This is a genomic window from Brevundimonas mediterranea (assembly GCF_014196125.1).
In the GTDB taxonomy this organism is placed as follows: Bacteria; Pseudomonadota; Alphaproteobacteria; order Caulobacterales; family Caulobacteraceae; genus Brevundimonas; species Brevundimonas mediterranea.
Genome location: NZ_JACIDA010000003.1, coordinates 282,495 through 306,231, shown reverse-complemented (window position 1 = coordinate 306,231; position 23,737 = coordinate 282,495). Strand labels below are relative to the sequence as shown.

At 68.5% G+C, this 23,737-nt stretch carries 27 protein-coding genes; 11 read left to right on the top strand and 16 right to left on the bottom strand.

What is annotated here, in order from left to right:
- Positions 1–80: 80 nt before the first annotated feature.
- The 3 genes from GGR11_RS15160 to GGR11_RS15150 all read left to right on the top strand — a co-directional run bounded on the left by GGR11_RS15160 (position 81) and on the right by GGR11_RS15150 (position 2,886).
- Positions 81–683 (top strand): GNAT family N-acetyltransferase, encoded by a 603-nt coding sequence (locus GGR11_RS15160; protein ID WP_183198329.1) that lies wholly within the window; start codon positions 81–83, stop codon positions 681–683.
- Positions 684–696: 13 nt separating this feature from the next.
- Positions 697–2,364: a putative bifunctional diguanylate cyclase/phosphodiesterase gene (locus GGR11_RS15155; protein WP_183198327.1), complete on the top strand. Its 1,668-nt coding sequence runs from the start codon at positions 697–699 to the stop codon at positions 2,362–2,364.
- Between the two features lie 63 nt (positions 2,365–2,427).
- Complete coding sequence (locus GGR11_RS15150) at positions 2,428–2,886, top strand: hypothetical protein (protein WP_183198325.1); 459 nt, start codon at positions 2,428–2,430, stop codon at positions 2,884–2,886.
- A gap of 73 nt (positions 2,887–2,959) precedes the next feature.
- Here GGR11_RS15150 and GGR11_RS15145 read toward each other — a convergent pair whose 3' ends face one another.
- On the bottom strand, positions 2,960–3,313 hold the full coding sequence (locus GGR11_RS15145) for a VOC family protein (protein ID WP_183198323.1): 354 nt from the start codon (positions 3,311–3,313) through the stop codon (positions 2,960–2,962).
- Positions 3,314–3,468: 155 nt separating this feature from the next.
- Here GGR11_RS15145 and GGR11_RS15140 point away from each other — a divergent pair, with 155 nt between their 5' ends.
- The 3 genes from GGR11_RS15140 to GGR11_RS15130 all read left to right on the top strand — a co-directional run bounded on the left by GGR11_RS15140 (position 3,469) and on the right by GGR11_RS15130 (position 6,699).
- Complete coding sequence (locus GGR11_RS15140) at positions 3,469–3,990, top strand: TetR/AcrR family transcriptional regulator (RefSeq protein ID WP_183198321.1); 522 nt, start codon at positions 3,469–3,471, stop codon at positions 3,988–3,990.
- Between the two features lie 19 nt (positions 3,991–4,009).
- Complete coding sequence (locus GGR11_RS15135; RefSeq protein WP_183198319.1) at positions 4,010–5,731, top strand: bifunctional protein-serine/threonine kinase/phosphatase; 1,722 nt, start codon at positions 4,010–4,012, stop codon at positions 5,729–5,731.
- A gap of 134 nt (positions 5,732–5,865) precedes the next feature.
- The gene (locus GGR11_RS15130; protein WP_221205337.1) at positions 5,866–6,699 is read left to right on the top strand and encodes an outer membrane protein; all 834 of its coding nucleotides are present in this window, start codon (positions 5,866–5,868) and stop codon (positions 6,697–6,699) included.
- 81 nt (positions 6,700–6,780) lie between these two features.
- On the opposite strand, the gene GGR11_RS15125 is transcribed toward GGR11_RS15130, so the two are convergent.
- Entirely contained in the window at positions 6,781–7,233 is a 453-nt protein-coding gene (locus GGR11_RS15125) for a chemotaxis protein CheW (RefSeq protein WP_035309906.1), read from the bottom strand.
- Positions 7,234–7,358: 125 nt separating this feature from the next.
- Positions 7,359–7,928 (bottom strand): YqgE/AlgH family protein, encoded by a 570-nt coding sequence (locus tag GGR11_RS15120; RefSeq protein ID WP_183198317.1) that lies wholly within the window; start codon positions 7,926–7,928, stop codon positions 7,359–7,361.
- Between the two features lie 115 nt (positions 7,929–8,043).
- Here GGR11_RS15120 and GGR11_RS15115 point away from each other — a divergent pair, with 115 nt between their 5' ends.
- Both GGR11_RS15115 and GGR11_RS15110 read left to right on the top strand, forming a co-directional pair.
- Entirely contained in the window at positions 8,044–8,529 is a 486-nt protein-coding gene (locus GGR11_RS15115) for a peroxiredoxin (RefSeq protein WP_008263696.1), read from the top strand.
- A 48-nt stretch (positions 8,530–8,577) separates the two neighbouring features.
- On the top strand, positions 8,578–9,012 hold the full coding sequence (locus GGR11_RS15110) for a very short patch repair endonuclease (RefSeq protein WP_183198315.1): 435 nt from the start codon (positions 8,578–8,580) through the stop codon (positions 9,010–9,012).
- Here GGR11_RS15110 and GGR11_RS15105 read toward each other — a convergent pair.
- The 5 genes from GGR11_RS15105 to GGR11_RS15085 all read right to left on the bottom strand — a co-directional run bounded on the left by GGR11_RS15105 (position 8,985) and on the right by GGR11_RS15085 (position 13,649).
- The gene (locus GGR11_RS15105) at positions 8,985–10,877 is read right to left on the bottom strand and encodes an ATP-binding protein (protein ID WP_183198312.1); all 1,893 of its coding nucleotides are present in this window, start codon (positions 10,875–10,877) and stop codon (positions 8,985–8,987) included. The two genes, GGR11_RS15110 and GGR11_RS15105, sit on opposite strands and share 28 nt — an antisense overlap.
- Before the next feature lie 72 nt (positions 10,878–10,949).
- Entirely contained in the window at positions 10,950–11,999 is a 1,050-nt protein-coding gene (locus GGR11_RS15100) for a quinone-dependent dihydroorotate dehydrogenase (protein WP_183198310.1), read from the bottom strand.
- A complete protein-coding gene (locus GGR11_RS15095) occupies positions 11,996–12,340 on the bottom strand; it encodes a DUF952 domain-containing protein (RefSeq protein WP_183198308.1) in 345 nt (114 codons plus the stop codon). Before GGR11_RS15095 ends, GGR11_RS15100 begins: the two co-directional genes overlap by 4 nt.
- On the bottom strand, positions 12,337–12,840 hold the full coding sequence (locus tag GGR11_RS15090) for a SixA phosphatase family protein (protein ID WP_183198306.1): 504 nt from the start codon (positions 12,838–12,840) through the stop codon (positions 12,337–12,339). The genes GGR11_RS15095 and GGR11_RS15090 overlap by 4 nt, the downstream gene beginning before the upstream one ends.
- A 59-nt stretch (positions 12,841–12,899) precedes the next feature.
- Positions 12,900–13,649 (bottom strand): class I SAM-dependent methyltransferase, encoded by a 750-nt coding sequence (locus GGR11_RS15085; protein ID WP_183198304.1) that lies wholly within the window; start codon positions 13,647–13,649, stop codon positions 12,900–12,902.
- A 46-nt stretch (positions 13,650–13,695) separates the two neighbouring features.
- Between GGR11_RS15085 and gloB the strand changes: the two genes are divergently transcribed.
- On the top strand, positions 13,696–14,424 hold the full coding sequence (gene gloB, locus GGR11_RS15080; protein ID WP_183198302.1) for a hydroxyacylglutathione hydrolase: 729 nt from the start codon (positions 13,696–13,698) through the stop codon (positions 14,422–14,424).
- Here gloB and GGR11_RS15075 read toward each other — a convergent pair.
- The 8 genes from GGR11_RS15075 to GGR11_RS15040 all read right to left on the bottom strand — a co-directional run bounded on the left by GGR11_RS15075 (position 14,414) and on the right by GGR11_RS15040 (position 22,472).
- Positions 14,414–15,130, bottom strand: coding sequence for a DUF4908 domain-containing protein (locus GGR11_RS15075; RefSeq protein WP_246331941.1), 717 nt, complete (start codon positions 15,128–15,130; stop codon positions 14,414–14,416). The two genes, gloB and GGR11_RS15075, sit on opposite strands and share 11 nt — an antisense overlap.
- Before the next feature lie 100 nt (positions 15,131–15,230).
- Positions 15,231–15,956 (bottom strand): acetoacetyl-CoA reductase, encoded by a 726-nt coding sequence (gene phbB, locus GGR11_RS15070; protein WP_035310400.1) that lies wholly within the window; start codon positions 15,954–15,956, stop codon positions 15,231–15,233.
- 119 nt (positions 15,957–16,075) lie between these two features.
- Positions 16,076–17,137, bottom strand: coding sequence for an NAD(P)-dependent alcohol dehydrogenase (locus GGR11_RS15065; RefSeq protein ID WP_183198298.1), 1,062 nt, complete (start codon positions 17,135–17,137; stop codon positions 16,076–16,078).
- A gap of 84 nt (positions 17,138–17,221) precedes the next feature.
- A complete protein-coding gene (locus tag GGR11_RS15060; RefSeq protein WP_183198296.1) occupies positions 17,222–17,971 on the bottom strand; it encodes a DUF72 domain-containing protein in 750 nt (249 codons plus the stop codon).
- Between the two features lie 307 nt (positions 17,972–18,278).
- Positions 18,279–18,728, bottom strand: coding sequence for a response regulator (locus GGR11_RS15055; RefSeq protein ID WP_183198294.1), 450 nt, complete (start codon positions 18,726–18,728; stop codon positions 18,279–18,281).
- A gap of 267 nt (positions 18,729–18,995) precedes the next feature.
- Positions 18,996–19,760, bottom strand: coding sequence for a prephenate dehydrogenase/arogenate dehydrogenase family protein (locus tag GGR11_RS15050; RefSeq protein ID WP_183198292.1), 765 nt, complete (start codon positions 19,758–19,760; stop codon positions 18,996–18,998).
- Positions 19,761–19,905: 145 nt separating this feature from the next.
- Positions 19,906–21,237 carry a dihydroorotase gene (locus tag GGR11_RS15045; protein ID WP_183198290.1) on the bottom strand — a complete coding sequence of 444 codons (1,332 nt, stop codon included), beginning with the start codon at positions 21,235–21,237 and terminating at the stop codon, positions 19,906–19,908.
- 251 nt (positions 21,238–21,488) lie between these two features.
- Positions 21,489–22,472: a glycosyltransferase family 9 protein gene (locus GGR11_RS15040; RefSeq protein WP_183198289.1), complete on the bottom strand. Its 984-nt coding sequence runs from the start codon at positions 22,470–22,472 to the stop codon at positions 21,489–21,491.
- 99 nt (positions 22,473–22,571) lie between these two features.
- Between GGR11_RS15040 and GGR11_RS15035 the strand changes: the two genes are divergently transcribed.
- Both GGR11_RS15035 and GGR11_RS15030 read left to right on the top strand, forming a co-directional pair.
- Positions 22,572–22,802, top strand: coding sequence for a hypothetical protein (locus GGR11_RS15035; RefSeq protein ID WP_183198287.1), 231 nt, complete (start codon positions 22,572–22,574; stop codon positions 22,800–22,802).
- An 85-nt stretch (positions 22,803–22,887) separates the two neighbouring features.
- Complete coding sequence (locus tag GGR11_RS15030) at positions 22,888–23,736, top strand: aspartyl protease family protein (RefSeq protein WP_183198285.1); 849 nt, start codon at positions 22,888–22,890, stop codon at positions 23,734–23,736.
- Position 23,737 lies beyond the last annotated feature (1 nt).

The following is a 23,737-nucleotide window of genomic DNA, read 5'->3' as shown; positions in this document are numbered from 1 at the left end:
TCGGAAACAAAACTCCGTCGCGGATCAGATTCGCGTGCATCTGTCGCCAAGCGGGCGGCGGCGCGCTAGGTTGTGTTTCGATGGCCCTCCTGGACTGGATGAGCGATGTAGCCGGACCCGTGGTCCGGGGCGACGGCGTGCTGTTGAAGCCGCCGCGGGCGTCCGATTATGCGGCCTGGTCCGCCCTGCGCGACGGATCGCGCGACTATCTTCAACCGTGGGAGCCGGCCTGGCCGGACGACGATCTGAGCAAGGGCGCGTTCCGGCGTCGGCTGTCGATCTATGCGCGGGAGATGGAGCTGGGCAACGCCTGGCCGTTTTTCGTCTTCGTCGATGGCGGCAAGACCCTGGCGGGCGCCGTCACCCTGTCGAACGTGCGTCGCGGCGTCGCCGAGACCGGCACCCTGGGCTACTGGATCGGCCAGCCCTACGCCGGGCGCGGCTATGCGACGGCGGCTATGCGGGCGGTGGTCGCCTACGCCTTCGACCGGCTGAAGCTGCACCGGCTGGAGGCGGCCTGTCTCCCGACCAACCAGGCCTCGCGCCGGGTGCTTGAGAAATCCGGCTTTCGAAACGAGGGTCTGGCGCGGGCTTATTTGAAAATTAACGGCGAGTGGGCAGATCATCTGCTGTTCGGCCTCGTCGAGGACGAGATTGATCGCGGCGGCCGGACGCCGTCTTGAGAGGGCGACAGCTTTGACCGCGCGACCCCGATCCCTGGCCTGGGACGCCACGAGCGCCATCGAGGCGCTGGCGGCCGCCGACACGGCCCTGTGGGTCTGGACGCCGTCGCAGGATCAACTGCGGTTCACCGGCGCGACGCGCGTCCTGGGCCTGGGGCCGCTGGCGCCGGAATGCTCGGGCGCCGGCTTCGTCGCCTCGACCCTGCCGCAGGACCGGTCGCTGGCCGAGAAGATGCTGAAGCCCCAGGACGAAGGGACCGAGGTCGCGGTGCGCCTGCGCATGCGCGGATCCGACACCTGCATGTGGCGTGGGGTCTGGCTGGAGGACGGGCTGCGCGCCGCCGGGGTGGTGGCGCTGGAGACCAAGTTCGCCGGGTCGGACCGGGATGCGCTGACCGGCCTGCTGGATCGCCGGGCCTTCATCACGCGGGTCGGCGAGGTCCTGACCCAGGCCGGCGAATACGAGATCGTGGTCGGCGACGTCGATCGTCTGAGGCGGCTGAACGAGGCCCTGGGCCACGAACGGACGGATCTGGTGCTGTCGGCCCTGGGGTCGCGCCTGGCGGCGGCCTTCTCCAAGGAGGCCTCGCCTGCGCGGATCGGCGAGGACGAGTTCGCCGTCATCATCCCCAAGACCGCGTCCCACGCCAGCTATCGCCTGCGCGAGGCGCTGGAGCAGCCGCTGCGGGTCGCGGGCTTCGACATCTATCCGACCGTCTCCATCGGGGCCGTGGTCGTCGAGGGCGGGCCGGACGCGCCGGACGCCTCCGAGCTGCTGCGCCGGGTCGAACTGGCGGTCGAATCGGCCAAGGGCGCCGGGCGCGGCGGATCGGCCGCCTATGGCCGGGCGCTGGAGAGCGACAGCCTGAGCCGTCTGGCCCTGGAGGCGGATCTGAGGAACGCCTTCGTGCGCGGCGAGATCGTGCCCTTCTTCCAGCCCATCGTGAACCTGAAGACCGGGGCGGTGGCGGGCTTCGAAGCCCTGGCGCGCTGGCGTCACCCCAAGCGCGGCCTGGTCCCGCCGGACGAATTCCTGGGCCTGACCGCCGACCTGGGCATGATGAACGAGCTGGGCCTGCTGATGATGACCCAGTCGGCGCGGCAGCTGGCCGAATGGATTCAGCGCCACCCCCTGGCCGGCAAGCTGTTCTGCAGCGTCAACCTGTCGGTCGGCGAGATCGAACGCCCGCACCTGTGCGAGGACGTGGCCCGGATCATCAAGGAAAGCGGCCTGCCCAAGGGGGCGCTGAAGCTGGAAGTGACCGAGGGCGACATCATGCGCGACACCGCGCACGCCGCCGAGGTGCTGCAGTCGCTGAAGGACGTCGGGGCGTCGCTGGCGCTGGACGATTTCGGCACCGGCTTCTCGTCCCTGTCGTACCTGGCGCGCCTGCCGTTCGATACGCTGAAGATCGACCGCTATTTCGTCCTGACGATGAACAAGGACGAGGGCTCGGCCAAGATCGTCAAGTCGGTGGTCAACCTGGGCCGCGACCTGTCGCTGGAGGTCGTCGCCGAAGGAGTGGAGAACGCCGAACTGGCCGCCCTGCTGCTGGAGGCCCAGTGCCACTACGGCCAGGGCTTCGGCTATGCGCCGGCGCTCCCGGCCCAGGAGGCGGAGGTCTATCTGGCCGAGAGTCTGGCGGACGGCACGGCGCCGCTGAAGCAGCGGTCGGCTTAGGAGCTCTCGTTCATCCGCGTTAGATCGTCTAAGGGCGTCGCCTATGGAACGGTTGGGGCTACTATGACGCGGGTGACAGGCTTGGCTGCGGCCTCGTTGTTAGGCTTTTTCCTAGTCATATTGTCGGGAGGCGACGCTGGCAGCCCGCTTCGTACCGCATTCTATCTGGCGGGAAGCACGCTCTCTTTCGGTTCTGTCGGAATATTCTGCCTGACGGTCAGGGCGCCTGGGGGCAAGGCGAAGATAAGACCTGAAGCGATTCTTCTGGGGCTTACCCTAGTCTCCAATCTGATCGTCGTATCGGGCGTCCATTTCGGCTGGGCGCAAGGTGAGTTTCTGAAGTTTCTGAAATTCCTTCCGGCATTCGGTTATTTCGGCTTGCTTCAGCTGACAGCGGTCAGTCTTTCTGGGTTTGGGCGCTCTGGAGAGCGCAGCTTCATGATGCTGGTGAAGCTGCTCTTTTTCACCTTCTGCGCTGCGGATCTGGAGCGGGCTCGCGTCAGATCTGCACTGGGCCGCTGACGTCGCGAGAGAGGGTCTGGCCGAGAGTCTGGCGGACGGCGCGGCGCCGCTGAAGCAGCGGTCGGCCTAGGGCTCAGTCCGGTTGTCGACCCACACGGACGAGCGCGCCGTTGGGATCGCTGACGGCGAACTCGTACATGCCCCACGGCTTCATTTCCGGTCCGGCGCCGATGATGAGTTCACGCACCTTTTCGGCGGCGGCGTCCACATCCTCGACATAGAGGTAGAGGCCGAGGGCGTTGTCCTCGATCCTGGCGGGCCAGCCGGGTGTGAGGTTCAAGTGAAGACGTCCTCCGCGCCCATCGTCCAGCAGACGATAATCGCCATAGTCGCTGACGACCGTGAAGCCGAGCCGGCGATAGAAGGCTTCGCTGACGTCCATGTCGCGCGCCGGCACGATGGCGACGACGTGATGTTGTGCGGTCATTGGCGGCTCCGATTAAGGGTCGATGATGCCGTGTGTCCGATCCTCGCGAAACCCGCGCGTCCCGCTATTCGGCCGTTTCCGAACAGTCGGTCCATCTTGTCCGGAAACCCTGGAAAGCCCTGACTGCTGCGCCTCGGGTCGTCTAGGTTGTCGGCATGATCGAAGACGAGACGCAAGATGGCGACGGGCGCCGCAAGAAGACGCGGCAGGCGATCACGGACGCCCTGATCCGCCTGATGTCTGATCGGCGGTACGCCGCCATCCGGACGACGGATTTGATCCAGGCCGCCGGCGTCGGCCGGTCGACCTTTTATGAGCATTTCCCCAGCAAGACGGCGGTGCTCGAAGCCGTCGTGGAGCCGATCCTCGCGCCCTTGGCGCTGGCCGGCGCAGGACGGGGCAATACCGCGCGCTTGCGTATTATGCTGGATCACCTTTGGGAAAGGCGCGCGCTCGTTCGTCACCTTTTCGAGCCCCCATTGTCGGCGCGGCTTCAGCGCAGACTGGCCGCGATGATAGAAGGGTTTGCCGAATCCCGTGTCGCTGAGGGGGTTCCTGCGTCGCTTGCCGCCAGAGGTGCAGCGGCCCGCCAACTCGTTATGTTGCACACATGGCTGGTCGGCGAAGTTTCTTGCGGTTCAGACGCCCTCGCCAAGGCCCTTGTCGGCGTTCGTTGAACGGGGAACAGTGAGACCCATGACCGACGCCAGACTGGAGATCGCCGCCGGTTTCGCCACTGCACAGGGGCCGAAGGCGGACAATCAGGATTTCGGCGGCGTGCATCTGGGCACGCCGGCCGAGCAGCGCGAGCATGGGGTCGTGGCGGTCATCGCCGACGGGGTGTCGGGCTCGAAGGCCGGGCGGATGGCGGCCGAGCTGACGACGCGCAGCTTCATCGACGGCTATCTGGACCAGAATCCGCTGAACGGCATCGCCGCCAATGGGATCAAGGCGCTGCGGGGCTTCAACCGCTGGCTCCATGCAAGGGGCAAGATCGATCCGATCATGGAGGCGGCGGCGACCACCTTCACCGCCCTGATCCTGCGGGGGCGGGAGGCTGTGGCCCTGCACGTGGGGGACAGCCGGGCCTGGCATTTCCGCGACGGAGTGCTGACCCGCCTGACCGAGGATCACACCCGGGCGCAGCAAGGGCTGAGCCATGTGCTGTACCGGGCCGTCGGGATCGAGGCGGACGTCAAGCTGGACGTGCGCCATGTCGGTCTGGCGCCGCACGACCGGCTGCTGCTGACCACGGACGGGGTTCACGGGGTGCTGACGGACGAGGCGCTGGCGAGGCTGCTGGCGCGGCGCGGATCGCCCGACGCCGACGCCCAGGCCATTCTGGCCGAGGTGGCCGAGGCGGGGGCGCGGGACAACGCGACCGTCCTGGTCATCGACGTCATGGGGATCGGGGCGCCCGACTGGGAGGCGATCACCGCCGAGGCCGAGGGCCTGGCCATCCTGTCGCCGCCGAAACAGGGCGAGACGGTCGACGGGTTCCATCTGGAGCGGCTGGTGGCGGACGGCCGCTACACCCGGCTGTTCCTGGCGCGGTCCGTGGACGCGCGGTCCGGCGACGCCCGATCCAGCGACGAAAGGGTGGTGCTGAAGTTTCCCAAGCCTGCAGCCGTGTCGGAACGGGGCGCGCGGACGGCCTTCCTGCGCGAAGCCTTCATCGGGCGGCGCATCGACAGCCCCTTCGTCGGCAAGGTGCTGAGCCTGGATGCGGGACGACAAAGCCGGCTCTATATCGTCCAGCCCTTCTATCAGGGTCAGACCCTGCATGCGCGGCTGGCCGAGGACGGGCCGTTCGAGATCGCCGAAGGGATCGGCGTGGCCCTGAAACTGGCGCGGGGCGTGGCGGCCCTGCACCGGGCGGGGGTGACGCACCGCGACATCAAGCCGGACAATGTGATCCTGGAGGCGAACGGCGGGCTGAAGCTGGTCGATCTGGGCGTGGCGCGGCTGAAGCGGGCCGAGGAGTTCGCCGAGGCCGAGGCGCCAGGCACCCCCGGCTACAAGGCGCCCGAGATGTATGACGGCGAGAGCGGGAACGCCGCCACCGACCAGTTCGCCCTGGGCGTGACCCTGTACCGGCTGTTCACCGGCGCCTATCCGTGGGGCGAGGTGGATCCGTCGGACGCGCCGCGTTTTGACCGCGCGCCCGTATCCTTGGGCCGTCGCCGGCCGGACATGCCCGCCTGGCTGGAGGCCGCCGTCATGCGCGCCGTCGCCGTCGATCCGGATGAGCGGTTCGAGGACGTGGAGGAACTGATCCATGTGCTGGAGACGGGCAGCGCCGCCGCCGCCCCCGCGCCGCGCCCGTTGTCGTTGATCGAGCGTGATCCGGTGCGGTTCTGGCAGGGGCTGTGCCTGGTCCTGGTCGTGCTGCTGATGGTGTCGCTGGCGACGCGATAGGGCCGGCTACGTCGGACTCTGTGCGCCGGATGCCGTGACATTTGGCGACATGACGGGTGAGGAACATAGGCCGACGCCAGGCTTTCCGGCTGCCGCGGGGACTTTCGAGCCCGCGTTTGCACGAAGGAATTCCCATGATGAAGCTCGCCTGTAGCGCCCTGGCGCTGGCCCTGGTCTCGACCCCGGCCCTGGCCCAATCCACAGCGCCCGACTGGTCCGGTCCCTATGTCGGAATCTTCGGCGGCTATAATCAATCGAACGACGACGGCGACGAGATCCTGCGTTTCGACCGCAACCTGGATGGAAACTACGGCGACCCGGTCACGACGGCGGCCGGCGAGAACGCCTTCAGCCCCGGCTTCTGCGGCGGCGCGGCGACCAGCACCGGTCCGGACACAGGCTGCAAGGACGACAATGACGGCGTCGAAGCGGGCGTGCGCGGCGGCTATGACATGCAGTTCGGCAATATCGTCGTCGGCGCCCTGGCCGAATACACCGTCAACAATGTCCAGGACACGGTGACGGGCTTCAGCACCACCCCGGCCTTCTACAGCTTCACCCGCGAACTGGAGAGCACGGCGGCCGTGCGCGCCAGGCTGGGCTACGCCATGGGTCCGGCGCTGATCTACGCCACCGGCGGCTACGCCTACGGCAAGTTCGAGAACAAGTTCCGCACCTCGAACACCGCCAACAGCTTCACCGAAACCAGCGAGTCCGATGACGGCGACGGCTGGCAGGCCGGGGGCGGCATGGAATACGCCCTGGGTCGCGGCCTGACTGTCAGCGGGGAATATCTCTACACGTCGCTGGACGTGGACAGCCCGGTGATCCGCGTCGGCAACACCGGCACGACGCCCGCCGCCAACCCGTTCATCCTGGCGCCGAACACCACCGGCACCGACATGACGCGCGGCAACGGCCGATTCGGAAATCACGCCGTTCGTATCGGGATGAACTACCGCTTCTAGGTCCGGCGATCGCCAGACATGACGACGGCCGGGGAGCGATCCCCGGCCGTTTTCAGATCTGCTCTAGCGGCAGGTCAGGATTCAGGCGGCTTCCGCCAGCGGCGGCAGGACATTGTCCAGGTCCAGCAGGCTGATCATCTCGCCGTCGACGGCGAATATGCCGGCGATCACGCCGGGGCCGCCGTCGTCGCCCATGTCAGGCGTCTGTTGGCGCATCCCGTCGTCCAGTTCGACGATGTCCGACACGGCCTCGACCAGAAGGCCGACGGTGCGCGAGCCGCATTTCACCACCATGATGGCGTGACGGGCCGAGGGTTCCTTGGTCGGCAGGCCGAGACGCGCCGCCAGGTCGATTATGGGCAGGACGACGCCGCGAAGATTCACGACGCCCTTCATATAATCCGGCGCGCGGGGCAGGGGCGTGGTGGGCGTCCAGCCCCGGATTTCCAGCACCGATGTGATGTCGATGCAGAAGGCTTGCTCGCCGACGCGGAAGCCGACCAGTTCGCGACGATCACCCTTGGAAATCAGCATCACAAATTCCTCCCGACCCGGGCCAGACCGATTGGCTGATCCCGAGGCAGACCCCAGTCTCGCGCACCAGCCTAGCGATTTCGTTAATGCGGACGAAGTTTCGGATGGCGTGGCCGAAGCCGGTTTCAGGCCCGCCCGCCCTGGCTGGAAAGCCGGCCCGCATCGACGCCCATGCGGGCCAGGGCGCGGGCCCATTTGGACTCGTGGTCGCCGTCGAAAATCAGATCCAGGTCGGCGTCAGCGGTCAGCCAGACGTTTTCGGCCAGTTCATCCTCCAACTGGCCCTCGCCCCAACCGGCGTAGCCGAGCAGCAGGGCCGACCGCCGGGGGCCGGACACGGCGTCGGTCATGGCGGCCAGGGCTTCGCGCGTTCCGGTCATGGCCAGGCCGTCGCCGAAGGGCAGGGTGTCGTCGCCCGTGCTCCAGTCGTCGGTGTGCAGCACGAAGCCCCGTTCACGTTCGACAGGCCCGCCGATCAGGACCACCCGACCGATGGAATCTTCCGGCGCCGGCGCGTCCAGCTTGTCCAGAACCGTCTTCAGATCGACGCCGGGGGCCGGGCGGTCGATCCGCAGTCCCATGGCGTGATCCGGCCCGTGCGCGCAGATCAGGATGACGGCGTGTTCGAACCGGGGGTCGCCGATGCCGGGCATGGCGACCAGGAGACGGCCCGTTAAGGATGAGGCGTCGGTCATGATGACCCATCATCGGGCGTGAAACGGGCGGGCGCAAGGCGTTGACGCTTGCGATGACGGCGGCGACGTCTATCTGTCGCGGGCGCACCCAACCAACCCGCGCGGAGAGAGCCCCATGACCATCCAGATCGGCGACCGGATTCCGAACGCGAGCTTCGCCCGGGCGACGGCCGAAGGCCCCAAGCCCGTCAATACGGCCGACATATTCGCCGGCAAGACGGTGGCCCTGTTCGCCGTGCCGGGCGCCTTCACCCCCACCTGCTCGGCCCGCCACCTGCCGGGCTTCAAGGACAATCTGGAGGCCATCAAGGGCAAGGGCGTGGACGTGGTCGCCTGTATCTCGGTCAACGACGCCTTCGTCATGAAGGCTTGGGCGGAAAGCCAGGGCATCGACGACGAGTCTATCGTCATGCTGGCCGACGGCAACGGCGACCTGACCCGCGAACTGGGTCTGGTGCTGGACGGCTCGGGCTTCGGCCTGGGTCAGCGGTCGCAGCGTTATTCCATGCTGGTCAAGGACGGCACGGTCACCCAGCTGAACATCGAACAGGGCGGCGAGTTCAAGGTGTCTTCGGCCGAGCACCTGCTGGCCCAGCTCTGATATTGGTTGGTCCAGGCTACCGCTTCGCGACTTGAGACTGGATCAATCATGAGCACCGACGTCTTCAGCCCTGAACAGCGCAGCGCGGTGATGCGCAGCGTGAAGGGGCGGGACACGTCGCCGGAACTGGCCGTGCGCAGGATCCTGCGCGCGGCCGGGATCGGGTATCGGCTGGGAGGCCAGGGCCTGGCCGGTCGGCCGGATGTGATGATGAAGGGGCGCAAGATCGCCGTCTTCGTCCACGGCTGTTTCTGGCACGGCCACGACTGTGCGCGCGGATCGCGAAAGCCCAAGGCCAACGCCGAATACTGGAGCGGCAAGATCGATCGCAACCGGGTCCGCGACGCGCGGGTGACGGCCCAATTGCGGGATGACGGCTGGCGAGTTCTGACGGTTTGGGAGTGCGACCTGCGCACGCCGGGCTTCGCCGAGCGGCTGGTCGCGGATGTCCGGGATCAGGCGGCGGCGATCTCGGCCGCCTGAGCGGAGTCGTCCAGTACATGCTGCAACGCGCCCAGCAAGGCCGGGGGAGTCAGGGGTTTGGACACGAAATAGGCCATGCCTGCGGCCTGACAGGCGGCGACGTCTTCGGGGGCGGTGTCGGCGGTGACGGCGACGACCGGCGTCCGGGCGTTGGGGCCGCCCTCGGCGCGCAGGCGGCGGGTGGTCTCTCGCCCGTCCAGCTCCGGCATGCGGACATCCATGAAGATGACGTCGAAGACCGTTTCGGCGCAGCGCTCCAGCGCGATCATGCCGTCGGCCGCCGTGACGATGTCGCAGCCGAGGGGCTGCAGGATCAGTTGGACGGCGCGACGGTTGATGTCGTGGTCATCGACCACCAGCAGGCGCAGCGGACGCTCGTCGTCGGTCTGGTCGGCGGTTTCGGCCGTCGTCGAGGCGTCGGTGTGCTGCGGGACGGCCGGCGGCGTTCCGGCGTCCGGCTCCGCAGGCAGAGGCCTGGCCGCCAGGGCCAGGGCGATGTCCAGACGGCTGTCGTCGCCGGGAACCAGGATCGGCGCGGCGTCCTCGCCGAAGGGCAGGCTCAGGGAAACGGTGAAGCTGGCGCCCTGGCCCGGCGTGCTGCGCGCCGTCAGGCGGCCGCCCATCAACTCGACCAGGTCGCGGCTGATCGCCAGGCCCAGGCCCGAGCCGCCATACCGGGCGCTGACGCCTTCGGCCGTCTGGTCGAACGGGTTGAACAGGCGCGCCAGCTGATCGCCCGTCATGCCGGGGCCGGTGTCCTGAACCTCAAGCAGAACACAATAGCCGGAGGGGTCCTCGGCCCAGGCGTCCAGGCGCAGGATGATCTGGCCCTGGGGCGTGAACTTCACCGCATTGGACATCAGGTTGTTCATCACCTGACGGATCCGCATGGCGTCGCCCTTGACGCTGCGGGGCATGCGCGCGGCGCCCTCGACGCGCAGCTTCAGGCCCTTGGCCTCGATCGGTCCGCGCCACAGGCGCAAGGTCTGGGCCAGCGTGGCGCGCAGGTCGAAATCGACGGCCTCGACCGTCATCCGGCCGGCGCCGATCTTGGAGTGATCCAGCAGGTCGTCCAGCAGAGCCTTCATCATCAGCCCGGCGTCGGTGATCAGATGGGCGTTGGATCGCGAGTTCGCGTCCAGCGCCTGCAGCTCGGCGGCGCCGGTCAGTATGGCGCCGATCGGGGTGCGCAGATCGTGGCCGATGGCGGCGAGGAAGGCCGTGTGGGCGACCAGGTTCTCTTCGGCCTTCACACGCAGGCGCTCGGCCTCGGCGTGGGCGCGCATCTGGTTTTCGGCCGCCTCGCTCATCTTCTGCCAGCTGATGATGGTGAAGAAGATGACCAGGACCACGGCTGCGGCGGCCGTCATCACCAAGGGCGGCGGCGCTCCGAACCAGGCGGCCAGGAAGGGAACCGCCAGCAGATACAGCATCGGCGGCGTCAGGGAGGAGACCAGTATCGATTTCGAGCGCGGCGAATTGATCATCGAGAAGAGCATCAGGGCCGGCAGCATCAGGGCCGCGCAGACCCCGCCCAGCGGACCGCCGATCAGCCACATCGGAATCGACAGACTGCCGAACAGCGAGGCGCTGGCGAACAGGCTCAGGCAGGCCGTCACCCGGCCCCACAGGGGGATCTTCCCGTCGCCCTCACGATTCACGCGCGCGAAGGCGAGCAACTCCAGGCCCTGCATCAGGCCATAGGCCGCGAACCAGGCCAAACAGATCCGCCAGCCGATCATGGGCGTCACGACAAGGGCCACGGCGGCCCCCAGTGCCAAACGCTGCAGCAGATTGCTGCGGCGATGGCGGGCGGCCACGGTCCAGCCGCTTGTGGCGGTGTCGGCTGCGGTCGTCTTGGACATCCAGCTTCCCGGCAATACGAACCGTGGTCGTTCGCTTGGCGGTACTAGACGCAGATCGAGGCTAACGCTCTGTCAACGCGAGGCCCCGATAGCAGCCGAAATTGAGGAAAAACCATCGGCGCGCAGTCGCGCCGCCAGATCACGCTTGATGCGGGTGATCAAACCGGGCCCGTCGTAGATCAAGGCGGAATAGACCTGAACGGCGCTGGCCCCCAGACGGATGCGGGCATAGGCCTCGGCCCCGCTGTCGATCCCGCCGACCGCGATCAGGGGCAGGCGTCCCTGGGCGGCTTCGGCGGCGGCGCGCAGAGCCTTTTCCGCGAACGGGCGGATCGGGGCGCCCGACAGGCCGCCCGTCTCATGCGCATCGGGGGATCGCAGGGTCTCGGGCCGTTCCAGGGTGGTGTTGGAGACGATCAGGCCGTCGATCCGGTGCGCCAGCGAGGCCTCGACGATCATGCCGATCTCGTCGGCGATCAGGTCGGGCGCGATCTTCAGGAAGACCGGCACGCGGGCGGCGGGGTCGGCGGGGCGGGCGGCGTCGATCCGGCCCAGCAGGTCGTCCAACTGTTCACGCCCCTGCAGGGCGCGCAGACCGGGCGTGTTGGGCGAGGAGATGTTGACGGTGAAGTAGGAGGCGCGGCCGGCCAGCCGCTGCAGGCCGGCGACATAGTCGGCGGCCTTGTCCTCCGTATCCTTGTTGGCGCCGAGATTGGCGCCGACCACCACGCCCGACGGGCGGCGGTCCAGACGGGCGGCGAAGGCCTCCAGGCCTTCATTGTTGAAGCCCATCCGGTTGATGATCGCCCGGTCCTCGCTCAGGCGGAACAGGCGGGGCTTGGGATTGCCGGGCTGGGGGCGGGGCGTGACCGAGCCGCATTCGACGAAGCCGAAACCCAGTCGCGACAAGCCGCGCAGGGCCTCGCCATTCTTGTCCAGACCGGCGGCCAGGCCGACGGGATTGGGCAGGCTGAGCCCCGCCAGCGTCGTGTGCAGGATCGGATCGTCGTCCGCAGGGGCTGGCAGGGGGGCGAAGGCCAGGCCCTTGATCGCCATCTGGTGGGCGGTCTCGGGATCGAGGCGGCGAAGGGCGGCGGCGCCCCAGTCGGCCAGCGGGCTCATGCCGGATCCTCGAACAGCATGGCTCCGTCCTCGGCGACCGAGAAGGCGCGCAGGGCGGTGACGGCGGCGACGGGCAGGGGCGCATACAGATGCGGGAACAGGTCGCCGCCGCGCGACGGCTCCCACACCAGATCTGCGCCGAACCGGGTCAGATCGACCGTCAGCAGCATCAGATCGTCGCGGCCCGCGTAATGGCGGCGCGCGGTCTCGACCAGTTGCTCGCCGGTGGACATGTGGATGTAGCCGTCCGCCAGATCGACGGCGGAGCCTTCATACCGGCCCTCGGCCACGGCGGCGCGCCATTCCTCGGCGGCGACGATCTTGTAAGCGGTTCCGGTCATGCGGCGCCCAGGTCGCGCGGGGTCAGGAAGCCTTCGAAGACGCAGCGCCCCGCGACATCGACGGTGAACAAGGCGGCGGCGGCCGTCGGGAAACCCCCGGCCAGACGGTCCAGAATGGCGGGAGAGGCGGCGCTTTCGGACAGGTATTCGGTGGCCAGCACATGGACGCCAGGGTTATGGGCCAGCAGCAGCAGGCAGCCGGCCTCGTCCTCGCAGGCCTCGACGAAGCGACGCAGCACGTCGGACGGCGCATTGTACAGGCGCGGCTCGTCGCGGACTTCGACGTCGCCGAAGGCGTCGTGCATCTGGTCCCAGGTCTGGCGCGTGCGGACGGCGGACGAGACCAGGGCCAGGTCGGGCTTCAGTCCGCGCTCGGCCAGGGTCCGGCCCATCCGCAGGGCCTCCTTGCGTCCGGTGTTGGACAGGGGGCGGGCTTCGTCGCCGTCGGACGGGCTGGAGGCCTCCGCCTGGGCGTGCCGCATGAGGATCAGTCGATGCATGAGGCTCGCCATAAGGCCGTTCGCGCCCGACGAACAGATGGGACGATCTCAACTCCCTGTCAGGGGTGCGGACGGGGCGTCGGGGACGAGGTCGAGGCGACGGGCTGGGGCGTCAGCGCCGGCCGGGCGGGAACGCGCTGGGCCAGGCCGCTGGGACGGATGCGCGCATAGGCCTGTCGCGACGCCTCCAGCAGGATCACGCCCGCGGTGTTCGGCGCGATGCGCCGCCCGACCTGTTCGAAGCCGTCGGCCAGGGGCAACAGCGGCGTCCAGGGCGGGACATACAGGGTCTGGGACCAGGCCGCCGGCTCCAGCCCCGCCTCGCGCACCAGCCGTTCCAGCTGGCCCCGCGTGAAGGGGCGGCCGTGGCCGAAGGGGGTGTTCTCGGCTCGCGCCCACAGGCCGCCGCGCGCGGCCGCCGCCAGGATGATGCGCCCGGTCGGGGCGAGAGCCCGCACCGCCTCCAGCAACAGGGCGGAGGGATCGTCGGCCTCTTCCAGGGCGTGGACCAGCAGGATGCGGTCGAACGACCCTGCGGCGAAGGGCAGGCGGCGGTCGTCGACCAGAAGCGTGCGGTTGCGCCCCACGCTGGGCCAGTGTTCGACGCCCTGTCCGCCCGGCATGGCGGCGACCACGCGGCGGGCGCCGACGAAGGCGTCCAGCCAGGGGGTGGCGTAGCCGACGCCCAGAACGTCGCAATCAGGCGCCTCGCCCCAGGCGTCGTCGAGGCGCCGGGCCAGCAGACGGCGCACCAGGGCGCCGGTCGGCTCGCCGTAGAAGGTTCGAAGCTCGTCGATGCTGCGCCGCATGGGGTCCACCATAGGCCCGCCGGGGCCGTCCTGCTAGAATGACCGCATGACCCTGGATGTTCACCTGTTTCCGTGCCGCAGCGACAATTACGGCTTCCTGATCCGCGATACGGCGACCGGCGTGGTCGCGGCGGTGGACACGCCCGATGCGGGGCGGATCCTGGAAGAGCTCGAGACCCTGGGCTGGGGTCGGCTGGACCTGATCCTGAACACCCACTGGCACCCGGACCACACCGAGGGCAACGAGAGGCTGAAGGCCGAGACGGGCTGCGAGATCGTGGGGCCGCTGGAGGTGCGTCGTGTCGCGCCGCTGGACCGGGTGGTCGTGGACGGCGACGTGGCGATGGTCGGCGAGACGCGGTTCGAGGTCACGGCCACGCCGGGCCATACGCTGGGCCATGTGGTCTTCCGCTCGGTCGAGAACCAGCTGGCTTTCGTCGGCGACACCCTGTTCGCCCTGGGCTGCGGGCGGTTGTTCGAGGGGACGCCGGAGCAGATGTGGGCCAGCCTTCAGACCCTGGCCGCCTGGCCCGAGGCGACCGTGATCTGGTGCGCCCACGAATATACGGCGTCCAACGCCCGCTTCACCCTGAGCCTGGACGACCGGCCCGAGACCCTGGCCCACGCCGAGGCGATCTTTGCGGCGCGGGCGCGGGGCGAGCCCACCGTGCCGACGACGATAGGGACGGAGCGGCGGTTCAATGCGTTCCTGACGGCGGTCGATGCGGCCGAGTTCGCCGCGCGTCGGGCGGCGAAGGACGGCTTCAGCGGCTGAGGACGTCGTCCGCCACCACGCGGACGATCCGGGCCGAGGATGGCCGGCCGGCCACGCCGGCGCGCGGCTCGATGACGATACGCAGGGTGCCGCGCGCGAAGATCACCTGGCTGCGGCCCTGATCGACGATCTCGATGCGGCGGATCTTGTCCGCCTCGCGGCGCAGAGCCGGCGAGCGGGCCATGCGGGCGATGGCGTCCACGGCGGTCGACAGGGCGTCGGCGGCCACGGCTTCCGAGCCCGGCTGAATGTCCACGTCCACGACCACCAGTCGACCCAGGGCGCGGCTGGCCCGGTCGCTCTGGCGGATGATGTAGTTCCACAGCTGGACGGCCGTCAGGGCCGGGGCCAGCAGGGGCGCGGCCTCGCCCGACGGCGAGACGGGCGAGCCCTGGGGCGCCGTGGTGGTGTACAGGGTCATGCCGCCGTCGGCCGTGACGCGCAGCACCTGGTCGCCGTTGTCGTTGCGATAGACGATGTCGCCGCGCGGAGCGGGGGCCGGACGCAGCACCCAGATTTCGGTCGAACGGTCGAACCGCAGCAGGGGGCGCGACCCGGTCACGTCCAGCACGAACCCCTGGCCCGTGCCGGCCACATAGCGGGCCGAAGGCGGCAGGTTGCGGCGCGACTGGGCGTGGCAGTCCGAGGGCAGGACCGCAGGCGCGGCCACGGACAGACCCACGGCCACGACGGCCGCAAGCGCCATCGCGGTCACGCGAGGCGATTTTTTCGCCCAGTCCGTTTCCGTCAACTTCATGAGACTGTGGATGAAACCGTCACGCGGCGGATTTTGGGCGAAGCCGCCTTCACCCGACCAGGTATTGACCGCCGTTCAGCGAGAGGGTGCAGCCTGTGACATATCCAGCACGCTCTCCGACCAGCCAGGAGACCATGTCGGCGATCTCCTCGCCCTTGCCCAGGCGGCCGACGGGGATCTGGGCGACGATGGATTCCAGCACCTTGGGGTCCATGGCGCCGACCATCTCGGTGTCGATATAGCCGGGGGCGATGCAGTTGACGGTCACGCCCTTGCGGGCGTTCTCCAGCGCCAGGGCCTTGGTGAAGCCGATCATCCCGGCCTTGGCGGCGGAATAGTTCGTCTGGCCGACCTGGCCCTTCTGGCCGTTGATCGAGGAGATGTTGACGATCCGGCCGTGGCCGCGGTCGCGCATGCCGTTGATGACCTGGCGGGTGGTGTTGAAGACGCTGTCCATGTTCACCCGGATCACGTCCGACCACTGATCATGGCTCATCTTGTGGAAGAAGCCGTCGCGGGTGATGCCGGCGTTGTTGACCAGGATGTCGACCGGCCCCAGCTCGGCTTCGACCTCCTGCACCGCGCGCGCGCAGTCTTCGAAGCTGCCGACATTGCCCTTCACCACGAAACAGCCGGTGGCCCTGGCCGTGGCCTGGGCGGCTTCGTCATTGCCGGAATAGCCGGCGGCGACGCGGACGCCGTCCTCGCTGAGGCGCTGGACGATCGCCCTGCCGATGCCCCGGGTGCCGCCGGTCACGAATGCCACACGCGCCATGATCGTTTCCTTGTCCCTTTGGTCCGTCTGCTGCGGACCGTGGATAAAAGGTGTAGCGACGCCTCGGCCGCAGGCAAGCCCGATTTCCGCGGGGGAAACCGGGCTTGATGTCGCACGGATCAGGCCGCCAGCTTCTCCATGTCGATGACGAAGCGGTAGCGGACGTCGGATTTCAGCATCCGCTCATAGGCCTCGTTGATCTGGTTGGGGGCGATGGTCTCGATGTCGCAGGCGATGCCGTGCTCGGCGCAGAAGTTCAGCATCTCCTGGGTCTCGGCGATGCCGCCGATCAGCGAGCCGGCGATGCGGCGACGACGCCACAGCAGGGGCACGGCATAGACCGGCAGGCCCTCCGTGGTCAGGCCCAGCATGACCATGGTGCCGTCGCGGGCCAGCAACTGGACTTGGCTGGAGATCTCGTGCGTGGCCGAGACGGTGTTGATGATCAGGTCGAAGCTCTCGGCCGCGGCCTTCATCGCCGGCTTGTCCGAGTTGATCAGGAAATGTTTGGCGCCCATCCGCTCGGCGTCGGCCTTCTTGCGGTCCGAGGTGGACAGGACCGTGACCTCGGCGCCCATGGCGGCCGCCAGTTTGACGGCCATATGGCCCAGACCGCCCAGGCCGATGACCGCGACCTTCGAGCCCGGACCGACGCCCCAGGTCTTCAGCGGCGAATAGGTGGTGACGCCGGCGCACAGCAGGGGGGCGGCGACGTCCAGCGGCAGGCTGTCGGGGATGGACAGGACGAAATGCTGATCGACGGTGATGTGGTCGGAATAGCCGCCCTGGGTGATGGTCTCAGCCGTGCCGCCCTTCCTGTCCTTGCCGCCGTAGGTGCCGGTGAAGCCAGGGACGCAATACTGCTCCAGACCTTCCTGGCAGGACGAACATTCGCGGCAGCTGTCGACCATGCAGCCGACGCCGACGCGGTCGCCTTCCTTGAAGCGGGTGACGTTGGCGCCGACGGCCGCCACCACGCCGGCGATCTCGTGGCCCGGGACCAGCGGGTAACTGGCCGCGCCGGTTTCGCTGCGGGCCATGTGCAGGTCGGAATGGCAGATGCCGCAGTACTTGATGTCGATCAGCACGTCGTCGGGGCCGGGATCGCGCCGTTCGAAGCTGTAGGGGGTCAGGGGCTTGTCGGCGGCTGTGGCGGCGAAGGCGCGTGTGGCGATCGGCATGGGGAAGTCCTTAGGGCTTTGGGCAGGCTTTGGGGCGTGGGCGACAGATGTGGCCCTGGTCGGCAGGCCGCAAGGCGGCCGGCGTCATTTCAGCTGGGCGATCAGCGCCTGGGCCGCCGCCGGGTTCCGCACCTTGGCGCCCGATATGAAATAGGCGAAGACCTCGCCGCGTTCGGCCCAGGCGCGGGCCTGGTCGGCGACGGCGGACAGTTCGGCGGCGGTCATGCCTGTGGGCTCGTCCTCGCGGCTGGACATCAGCCGGGCATAGGTGAAGTCGGCGGTCGCCTCGTCGATCTGGGGCCAGGTCGGCTCCTCGTCATCGACGGCGTAGACGATGGCGACGCCGTATTTGCGGGCCAGGTCATAGAACTGTTCGGTGGCGAAGGTGGGGTTGCGCACCTCCAGGGCATGGCGCAGGCGCAGGCCGTCCTTCTCGGGCGGCAGCAGTTTCAGGAAGCCCTCGAAATCCTCGGGGTCGAACTTCTTGGTCCCCATGAACTGCCAGTTGATCGGGCCCAGCTTGTCGCCCAGTTCGGTCAGGCCCTGGGAGAGGAATTTCTCGAAACTCTCGCCGCCGTCCGACAGCACCTTGCGATTGGTGCAGTAGCGGCTGGCCTTGACCGAGAAGACGAAGCCGTCCGGCGTCTCGTCACGCCATTTGCGCCAGGAGTCGGGTTTGAACGTCGAATAATAGGTGCCGTTGATCTCGATACTGGTCAGTTTCGACGCCGCGTATTCCAGCTCGCGCTTCTGCACCAGGCCCTCGGGATAGAAGACCCCGCGCCACGGCTCGAAGGTCCAGCCGCCGACGCCGATATGGATGGGGTGGGTCATGTGTCGGGGTCCTAAGCGTCGATGCTCGCGTGGCGGGAGTTTCAGACTGTGCGGCGAAAAAACAGAGTCTGAATAGTCTGAATTGTCTGAAATCGGGGCGGGACGAAATTGCACGGCGTCCTCGAACCCAGGGCAAGGCGCCGGAATTTGCGATTGAATGGACCTCCCTTCCGATGCCGACGACCGGGAGTGTAGGCCCGCTGGAAAGGGCGGCAGTTGGCGCCGGAATTTTTCAGTCAGGCGGTTGTTTCGCTGACAGAATATTTGCGGAATTAGAATGGCTGGCGCCCCCAGCCGCGCGGCGATCCTAGGCCGCTGGGGCGAGCCCGAAATTGTCTTCGTCGAACACTTCGAGTCCCCTCGGCTTCGCCAGTGAGGCGCGCCCTTGAAGGCGATCCAGGAGGTAGGTTACGGCAAGCACCATGTCTGCGGCGTCATAGGGCTTCGGCAGCGAGGCGATTGCAACCGTCCTCGCCGACCGCGCGCGGCTGACCTGCCCGCTGATCAGCAGGACAGGAATGCCCAGGGCCTTCAGTTGCTCGGCCAGTTCGATGCCGTCGTCGTCGGCGGCGAGCTGGATATTGACCAGCGCCAGATCCGGCTGGCTCGCCTTGGCGACTTCCAGCGCTGCAGCGACGCGGTCCGTCAGATCAAGGATGTGATACCCGGCATCTTCCAGCTCGGACCTGAGGACGGTCGCGACGAGCACTTCGTCCTCGACGATCATCAGGGTTTTGCCAACTTGCGGTGTCGTCATCGTCTTCTCTCGGCAGGCAAGCCACGATTGCAATGGGCGTGCCGCACGCCAGGCCCGACATCGGTCGCCTGACTTCACAAAGCTTCAAGTCTTGCAAGGTTGCGTCGGCCGGTTCTTCCACGGTCGAGAGCCGTCCGTGCGCTATGCCGGAAAGCAGGTCTGCCGAGAGGCTCGGACGGGGCGTCTTGCGAAATCGCCGCCGGGTCGAAAGCGGATATCCGGAGCTGGGCGCTTACTCGCGATTCAGGGTCCGACAGGCATGTTCGATCAGACCGTCCCCCGCTCACCCGCATCCAGATCGCCCCGCGCCGCGTCCGCCAGGGCGAAGAAGCGGTTGCGGACTTCGGCGGCGAAGGGGTTGTCGCGTTCGATGGCGCGGAAGACGGCGGGGCTGTCGTGGCGGACCATGTCGACGGCCTGCATCAGCCGGTCGAAACTGGCGGTGGTCATGCGGGTGGGCAGGGGCTCCATGGCCAGGAGCAGGCGGGCGATCAGATGGGTCAGGCCCTGGACCGTGGCGGCCTCGCGGTCGTGATCCTCGGGGCTGACCTGAAACACCTTCAGGGCCAGGGCGCGGCGGCAGAAGGCGGCGACGCGGCGGGCGTCTCTGCGCGCATCGGGGGCGTCCCGCACGGCGCAGACGGCTATGCGCAGGCCGGCGATGCCGTCCTTGCCGCTCTGGGGGCCGAACAGGGGGTGGGTTCCAACAATCCGCACGCCGGGGGGCAACAGGTCCTCCATAAGCCGGGCGGGTTTGACCTTCACCGAGCCGACGTCGATCACCAGGGCGTCGGGGCGCAGATGCGGACGGATGGCCGTCAGCGTCGCTTCCAGCGCCTCGACCGGCACGGCCAGGATGATCGTGGGGCAGGCGGCGGCTGTGGCCAGGTCGGTCAGGGTGGCGTGGCCGTCGCTGTCGGTCGCCGCTGGATCATGGGCGTAGATGTCGAACCAGGGCGACAAATGCCGCGCCGTCAGCCGCCCGAAGGCGCCGAAGCCGATCAGGCCGAGTTTTTCCTTTTCCCCCGTCATCCTCGGGCTTGACCCGAGGACCGGAGGGTCCGCCGCAGTGCGCCAGCGGCGGGCGCACAGCCCGATCCGCGCCCGGTCCTCGGGTCAAGCCCGAGGATGACGGGGGTGGGGGTGGAGCGGGTGACGGATTGTGTGGAGGCCGGCCTCACAACGTCTCCATGAACCGCACCGGCCGGCCGTGGGCCGCGCCGATCAGTTCGCCGTCCTGCATCACCACCCGGCCGCGCACGAGGGTCGCCATGGGCCAGCCGGTCGCCTCGACGCCGTCGAACGGGGTCCAGCCGCAGCGCGACGCCTGCTGGTCGTGGGTGATGGTGCGCTTCGCCTTCAGGTCGACGATGGTCAGATCGGCGTCGTAGCTGACGGCCATCCGCCCCTTGTTGGCGGTGCCGAACACCCGCTGGGCGCCGGCCGAGGTCAGGTCGATGAACCGCTCCAGGCTGAGCCGTCCCTGGGCCACATGGGTCAGCATCAGGGGCACCAGCGTCTGGACCCCCGGCATGCCGGACGGCGAGGCCGGATAGGGTTTGGCCTTCTCCTCCTTGGTGTGGGGCGCATGGTCGGACCCCAGCACATCGGCGACGCCCTGCTGCATGCCCCACAGCCACAGGGCGTCCACATGCTCCTGCGACCGGATCGGCGGGTTCATCTGGGCGTAGGCGCCCAGCCGCTCATAGGCTTCGGGGGCGGCCAGGGTCAGGTGCTGGGGCGTGATCTCGACGGTGGCGACATCCTTGTGAAAGCGCAGGAACTCCATCTCGTCCTTGGTCGTGACGTGCAGGACGTGGATGCGGGCGCCCGTCTCCTGGGCCAGGCCGACCAGGCGGCGGGTCGAGCGGATGGCGCTCTCGGCGTCGCGGACCTCGGGGTGGCTGGTCCAGTCGCCGGTGCGGGCCAGGCCGCGGCGTTCGACCAGACGGTATTCGTCCTCGGAGTGGAAGGTGGCGCGACGGCGCACGTTCGACAGAACCTTGCGCACCCCCTCGTCGTCGGCGATCAGCAGGTCGCCGGTCGAGGCGCCCATGAAGACCTTGACCCCGCAGCAGCCGGGCAGCCGCTCCAGCTCGCCCAGATAGTCGGCGTTCTCGTGCGTGCCGCCGACATAGAAGGCGTGGTCGGTCCACATCCGGTCCTTCGCCCGAACCAGCTTGTCGGCCATGGTGTCCGGGTCGGTGGTGTTGGGATTGGTGTTCGGCATCTCGAACACGGCGACGACCCCGCCCAGGGCGGCGGCGCGCGAGCCGGTCTCGAGGTCTTCCTTCCACTCCAGGCCGGGTTCGCGGAAATGGACCTGGGTGTCGATGACGCCGGGCAGGACGGTCAGGCCCTTGGCGTCGAAGGTCTCGCCGGCCGAGGCCTGGGACAGGTCGCCGATGAAGGCGATCTTGCCGTCGATCACGCCGACGTCGGCCCGGCCGCGCCCCGCGTGGTTGGCTACCTCGCCGCCACGGACGATCAGGTCATAGGTCTGGGTCATGGGGGCGGCTCCTAAGGCTGGTTTGCGAGCTTCTAGCGGATGCGGCACGGGTCGCGAAACGGCTAAACCTCTCCCTCCCCGTCCGGGGAGGGTGGCCGAGCCGTAGGCGAGGACGGGTGGGGCGGGCAGGGCGACACAGCGCGGTCTGTCGAGACGGCGTCGGCTCGCTCCCCTTCTCGCTCGCCTTCGCCTGGCCGCCCCCACCCGGCCGCTGCGCGGCCCCCCTCCCCGGACGGGGAGGGAGATTGTCGTCAGCCCCGGTCCTTCAGCAGCCGCACCGAGGCCTTCAGCACCCGTTCCCAGGGCAGGTCCATCATGTGCTGGATCGCCTGGTTCAGCCGGGGGTCCAGGGTCTTGAACTCGTCGAAGCTGCGGGGGCCGCGCACGGCGACGCCGTTCCAGGGGCCGCGCGTCGCTTCGTCGGAGGGACCGAAGGCGGCCACGACGGGCACGCCCGAGGCGACCGCCAGATGGGTCCAGATCGAGTCCGCGCCGACGTAGAGGCTGGCTTTGGACAGGGCCGCGACGGTCTGGAGCCGGGTCAGTTTGCCCTGGAGTTCGATGACGCGGGCGCGGGGAACGGCATAGCGGATGGTGTGGGCCGCTTCGCGGTCGATCTCCTCGCCCACCAGCATCAGCCGCCCGCCCGCCAGGGGGCCGTCGTCGGCCAGCAGCTTCGTCGCCACCTTGGCGTAGCGTTCGGCGGGCCAGCGTCGGCCCATCCATTCGACGCCGGGGCCGATCGCCAGAATGGGCCGATCCTTTTCAGAATTGGCGCCGCCGGATACGGGGATCAGGGCCTCGACCTGGGCGCGCGTCTGATCCGAGACATGGAGGCGGGGGGCCGGAACCTCGTGCGGCTCCAGCTTCAGCACCGCGGCCGCCGCCTCGACCGCATGCAGACCGGGCTGCGGGGTCTTGTCGCGCACCGCCCGCTTCAGACGGCGCAGCCTGCCCGACAGGTCCGAGCCGCGCATGTCCACGATCAGGCCCCATCTGGTCCCGCGCACTTGGTTCCACAGGGCGATCCAGTCGAACCGCCCCTCGCGCTCCAGCACCAGCAACCGCTCCAGACGCGGGGTGTCGGCGAACAGGGGGGCGCTGGCCGCCGATCCGACGATGGTGAAGGTCGCCTCCGGCAGGCTGTCGATCAGATGCGCCAGCACGCCCGAGGACAGTACGGCGTCCTCGGCGTCGGCCTCGGCGATATAGAGGATGGGGAAACGCCCGATCATCCGTGGACCTCATACAGGGATTCTGGCCGGGGTTCAGCGTCAAACGCCCGTATCCACAGGCGGTTTCCCCTGGAGGCGCGATGGGCTAGAGCCACGGCCATGAGCAAGACCCCGAATTCGGCCCCCGATCCCGCCGCCCAGGCCGCCCTGGAACGCTTCAAGACGCAGCGGGTGACGGCCATCTATCGTCTGGATCTGATCGCCCAGGGCGCGACCATTTCCTATGAGGACGGGACGCCGGTGGACATGGCGTCGGAGAAGACGCGCTTGGAGGCCGTGGTCGCCGACATGGACCGGCGCATCGCCCAGCTGGAGCGGGCTGCGGGATAGATCGCCCGTCGCCGGTGGGGACATGACCAAGGCTTAACTTGTCGCTCACGTCCCGTCGTGGCTCTCCTGACCTCGGAGGACGCCTATGTTCGCACTCGCCACAGCCCTGATGTTCGCCGCGCCAGACCCGTCCTGCCTCGCGCTGGAGCGCGGCGACGGCGGCAGTCCCGTTATTAGGGCGCACGTCAACGGACGCGGACCGTTCGCCTTCGTGCTGGACACGGCCTCCAGCGGCACCACCCTGGACGCCCCGCGCATCGCCCTGCTCCATCCGCCGCGCGAACCTGCGCCGGAGCAGGCCCAGGGCATGGGCGGGGCGATGCAGGTCGATCTCTATCGCATCGCCGACTTCGACGCCGGACCCGTCCGGATGCGTGATTTCGTCTCGCCCGAAATTCCACCGCCCGCCTTCGACAGCCACGACATCGCCGGCCTCGCGGGCGTCGATCTGTTCGGCGAGGCCATGGCCGTGTGGCGGCCGGGCGAAGCCTGTGTGTCCGTCCGTCCCAGCGGCGCCTCGGAGGCGGACTGGACCCCCGTCGAGACGGACTGGCAGCGGCCGTGGCGCATCCTGCTGCCTATCCGCATCGGCGACGCTGCGGGCTGGGCCCTGTTGGACACCGGGGCCCAGCACACCACGCTCAACCCGGCCTTCGCCGCCGCCCTGGGCCTGAAACCCGACACCCTGCCGTCAGGCGGACAGATCACCGGCATCGACGGGGCGCCGCTGGACCTGGGCCAGACCCGGATCGAGGCGGCGCAGGTCGGGCGCTGGCGCTGGCGAATGATCCCGGTCAAGGTCGGCGCCCTGCCGGTCTTCGACCGCCTCGGTCCGCCTGACGCGCCGCTGGCCGTGCTGGGCGTCGACTGGTTGGGCGACAGAGGCTTCGCCATCGACTATGGAGCACGAAAGGTCTGGCAGACGCCGGACTGAG

What these genes read in the sequence shown, in the direction of transcription:
- GGR11_RS15135 (WP_183198319.1), top strand. Translation starts at nt 4,010, where the DNA reads ATGACCGACGCCAGACTGGAGATCGCCGCCGGTTTCGCCACTGCACAG.
- GGR11_RS15110 (WP_183198315.1), top strand. Translation starts at nt 8,578, where the DNA reads ATGAGCACCGACGTCTTCAGCCCTGAACAGCGCAGCGCGGTGATGCGC.
- GGR11_RS15055 (WP_183198294.1), bottom strand. Translation starts at nt 18,728, where the DNA reads ATGACGACACCGCAAGTTGGCAAAACCCTGATGATCGTCGAGGACGAA.
- GGR11_RS15130 (WP_221205337.1), top strand. Translation starts at nt 5,866, where the DNA reads ATGATGAAGCTCGCCTGTAGCGCCCTGGCGCTGGCCCTGGTCTCGACC.
- GGR11_RS15115 (WP_008263696.1), top strand. Translation starts at nt 8,044, where the DNA reads ATGACCATCCAGATCGGCGACCGGATTCCGAACGCGAGCTTCGCCCGG.
- GGR11_RS15120 (WP_183198317.1), bottom strand. Translation starts at nt 7,928, where the DNA reads ATGACCGACGCCTCATCCTTAACGGGCCGTCTCCTGGTCGCCATGCCC.
- GGR11_RS15125 (WP_035309906.1), bottom strand. Translation starts at nt 7,233, where the DNA reads ATGCTGATTTCCAAGGGTGATCGTCGCGAACTGGTCGGCTTCCGCGTC.
- GGR11_RS15105 (WP_183198312.1), bottom strand. Translation starts at nt 10,877, where the DNA reads ATGTCCAAGACGACCGCAGCCGACACCGCCACAAGCGGCTGGACCGTG.
- GGR11_RS15160 (WP_183198329.1), top strand. Translation starts at nt 81, where the DNA reads ATGGCCCTCCTGGACTGGATGAGCGATGTAGCCGGACCCGTGGTCCGG.
- GGR11_RS15075 (WP_246331941.1), bottom strand. Translation starts at nt 15,130, where the DNA reads ATGGCGCTTGCGGCCGTCGTGGCCGTGGGTCTGTCCGTGGCCGCGCCT.
- GGR11_RS15035 (WP_183198287.1), top strand. Translation starts at nt 22,572, where the DNA reads ATGAGCAAGACCCCGAATTCGGCCCCCGATCCCGCCGCCCAGGCCGCC.
- GGR11_RS15050 (WP_183198292.1), bottom strand. Translation starts at nt 19,760, where the DNA reads ATGACGGGGGAAAAGGAAAAACTCGGCCTGATCGGCTTCGGCGCCTTC.
- GGR11_RS15030 (WP_183198285.1), top strand. Translation starts at nt 22,888, where the DNA reads ATGTTCGCACTCGCCACAGCCCTGATGTTCGCCGCGCCAGACCCGTCC.
- GGR11_RS15095 (WP_183198308.1), bottom strand. Translation starts at nt 12,340, where the DNA reads ATGACCGGAACCGCTTACAAGATCGTCGCCGCCGAGGAATGGCGCGCC.
- GGR11_RS15065 (WP_183198298.1), bottom strand. Translation starts at nt 17,137, where the DNA reads ATGCCGATCGCCACACGCGCCTTCGCCGCCACAGCCGCCGACAAGCCC.
- phbB (WP_035310400.1), bottom strand. Translation starts at nt 15,956, where the DNA reads ATGGCGCGTGTGGCATTCGTGACCGGCGGCACCCGGGGCATCGGCAGG.
- GGR11_RS15060 (WP_183198296.1), bottom strand. Translation starts at nt 17,971, where the DNA reads ATGACCCACCCCATCCATATCGGCGTCGGCGGCTGGACCTTCGAGCCG.
- GGR11_RS15145 (WP_183198323.1), bottom strand. Translation starts at nt 3,313, where the DNA reads ATGACCGCACAACATCACGTCGTCGCCATCGTGCCGGCGCGCGACATG.
- GGR11_RS15140 (WP_183198321.1), top strand. Translation starts at nt 3,469, where the DNA reads ATGATCGAAGACGAGACGCAAGATGGCGACGGGCGCCGCAAGAAGACG.
- GGR11_RS15040 (WP_183198289.1), bottom strand. Translation starts at nt 22,472, where the DNA reads ATGATCGGGCGTTTCCCCATCCTCTATATCGCCGAGGCCGACGCCGAG.
- GGR11_RS15100 (WP_183198310.1), bottom strand. Translation starts at nt 11,999, where the DNA reads ATGAGCCCGCTGGCCGACTGGGGCGCCGCCGCCCTTCGCCGCCTCGAT.
- GGR11_RS15085 (WP_183198304.1), bottom strand. Translation starts at nt 13,649, where the DNA reads ATGCGGCGCAGCATCGACGAGCTTCGAACCTTCTACGGCGAGCCGACC.
- GGR11_RS15090 (WP_183198306.1), bottom strand. Translation starts at nt 12,840, where the DNA reads ATGCATCGACTGATCCTCATGCGGCACGCCCAGGCGGAGGCCTCCAGC.
- gloB (WP_183198302.1), top strand. Translation starts at nt 13,696, where the DNA reads ATGACCCTGGATGTTCACCTGTTTCCGTGCCGCAGCGACAATTACGGC.
- GGR11_RS15045 (WP_183198290.1), bottom strand. Translation starts at nt 21,237, where the DNA reads ATGACCCAGACCTATGACCTGATCGTCCGTGGCGGCGAGGTAGCCAAC.
- GGR11_RS15150 (WP_183198325.1), top strand. Translation starts at nt 2,428, where the DNA reads ATGACGCGGGTGACAGGCTTGGCTGCGGCCTCGTTGTTAGGCTTTTTC.